We start from the raw sequence: 2,531 nt of genomic DNA, 5'->3' as shown, positions 1-2,531 counted from the left end.
TGTCCATGGCCATGAAAAAGTCCCCACTGGTGGCCAGGTGTAGGTCGCCGCTGGCGGCCGGGTGGAAGTCCCCATTCCTCTTGCTCGTCGTGTCATGCCCGGAGCTCGTGGCCTGGGCGGTGACGGTGATAGCGCCAACTGTCATCCGTCACTGCCCAGGGAGTTCCATTGAAGTCTGCGAGGGAGCGAATGGACATCATTTCCGCCTATCGAGAGGTCGGAACGTATCGTGGGGCTGCCGAGTTGTGCGGCACCACGCACAAGACGGTGAAACGGGTCGTCGAGCGTGCCGAGGCCGGCGGTGGCCGGCCGGAGCCTGCGGTGCGGGCCCGTAATTACGACCAGGTGCAGGATTTGGTCGCGAAGCGGATCGAGAAGTCGCGGGGCCGGATCTCGGCGAAGCGGTTGCTGCCGATCGCCCGTGCTGCCGGTTACGAGGGGTCGCCGCGGAATTTCCGGCGGCTGGTGGCCGAGCAGAAAGCGTTGTGGCGCAGGGACAATCATCGGGGTCGTCGTCCGGCGGTGTGGTCGCCGGGTGAGTATATGGTGATCGACTGGGCGCAGGCCGCACCCGGGTTGCAGCTGTTCTGCGCGGTGCTGGCGTTCTCGCGGTGGCGGTTCACCGCGTTCGCCGCTGATCAGAAACAGTCGACCACCCTGGCCCTGCTCGCCGAAGCGTTCACTGCGATCGGCGGCGTGCCCGCGCGGGTGCTGGCCGACCGGATGGGCTGCCTGAAAGGCGGAGTGGTCGCGAACGTAGTCGTCCCGACACCGGAATACGTCCGGTTCGCCACCCATTACGGCTTCCGGCCGGACTGGTGTCACGCAAGCGATCCGCAGTCCAAGGGCATCGTGGAGAACCTGTGCGGCTATGCCCAGCGTGATCTGGCGGTCCCGCTGCTGGCCGAGGCCGCAATGGCCGGCCGGACCGTGAGCCTGCGTGAGGCCAACGCGGCGGCGGAAACCTGGTGCGCGGAGGTGAACGCGTTGGTGCATTCGGAGATCTGCGCGATCCCCGGTGAACGCCTCGATATCGAGCGGGGTTTGTTGGCGCCGTTGCCGTCGCTGCGGCTCGAGATCGGCGCATCGGCGGTTACCCGCACTGTCGACCGGCTCTCGTGTGTGCGTTACGGGTCGGCCCGCTACTCGGTGCCGACCCGCCTGATCGGTGAGAAGGTGCAGATCGTCCTCGACTGCGGCGCGCTGCTGGTGCTCGAACCGGCAACCGGCGTCATCGTCGCCGAACACGAACTCCTCGCCCCCGGTGAGGCGTCGATCCTCGATGACCACTACGACGGCCCCCGGCCCGCACCCAACCGCGGACCACGCCCGAAAACCACAGTCGAGCAACAGTTCTGCGCCCTCGGTGAAGAAGCTGAAGCCTTCCTCGTCGGTGCGGCCGCGATCGGCAACACCCGCCTGGGCTCCGAACTGGAGATTCTGCTCGCGCTCGGCGCAGCCCACGGCGACGCCGTCCTGGTGGCCGCGTTGCGGCGGGCGGTGGCGTTCGGGCGGTTCCGCGCCGCCGACGTCCGCTCCATCCTCGCCGCCGGCACCGGCACCCCGCAGCCGCGGGCGGCCGGGGACGCACTGGTACTGGACCTGCCCACCGCACCGACCCGGTCGCTGGACGCCTACAAAATCACTCGTGACGGGAGCGCCTCGTGACTTCAGCACGATCGAAAATTGTTGCCCCCAAGCCCGTCCTGGAACTGGCGGCCGACCTCGACGCCGGGCTGCGGCGGTTGAAGCTGGCCACGGTCCGGCGCACCGCACCGGAAGTGCTGGCGGTCGCGAAAACCCAGCGCTGGACCCCGGAAGAGGTGCTGCGCACCCTGATCGAGGCCGAACTGGCCGCCCGCGACGCCTCCAACGCGGCCAACCGGCTCAAGACTGCGGCGTTCCCGGTCACCAAAACCCTCGACAGCTTCGACGTCACCGCCTCGTCCATCCCGAAGGCCACCTTCGACTACCTGTCGAGTCTGGAATGGGTTCGCGCGCAACACAATCTCGCGTTGATCGGTCCACCGGGCACGGGCAAAAGTCACACCCTGATTGGGCTCGGGCACGCCGCGGTCGTGGCCGGGCACAAGGTCCGATATTTCACCGCCGCCGATCTGGTCGACACCCTCTATCGGGGTCTGGCCGACAACACCGTCGGCAAGATCATCGACACCCTGCTCCGCGCCGACGTCGTGATCCTCGACGAGATCGGGTTCGCGCCACTCGACGACACCGGCACCCAACTACTGTTTCGGCTCGTCGCCGCCGCTTACGAACGCCGCTCGCTGGCCGTCGCCTCGCACTGGCCGTTCGAGCAATGGGGCCGGTTCCTGCCCGAACACACCACCGCCGCCAGCATCCTCGACCGACTGCTCCACCACGCCACCGTCATCATCACCGACGGCGACTCCTACCGCATGAAACACCGCAACAAGCGAGGTGACCGCCCCTGAACCAACCCCCACCCCCGGCAAAGGGGTGGGGACTTCACCTGGCCACCAACGGCGACCTACCGATGGCCATTGACA

The 2,531-nt window shown here is 67.5% G+C and carries 2 protein-coding genes; both read left to right on the top strand.

Features of this window, described 5'->3' with window-relative positions; genetic code table 11:
- The first annotated feature begins 168 nt into the window (after positions 1 to 168).
- A complete protein-coding gene (istA, locus tag ACT86A_RS27410) occupies positions 169 to 1,668 on the top strand; it encodes an IS21 family transposase (RefSeq protein ID WP_445095116.1) in 1,500 nt (499 codons plus the stop codon).
- A complete protein-coding gene (gene istB / locus ACT86A_RS27405; RefSeq protein WP_445095115.1) occupies positions 1,665 to 2,456 on the top strand; it encodes an IS21-like element helper ATPase IstB in 792 nt (263 codons plus the stop codon). Before istA ends, istB begins: the two co-directional genes overlap by 4 nt.
- Positions 2,457 to 2,531 lie beyond the last annotated feature (75 nt).

The organism is Nocardia glycosmidis, from assembly GCF_052545115.1.
The sequence above is the reverse complement of the archived record's forward strand: the minus strand, read 5'-3'. Positions and strand labels throughout refer to the sequence as shown.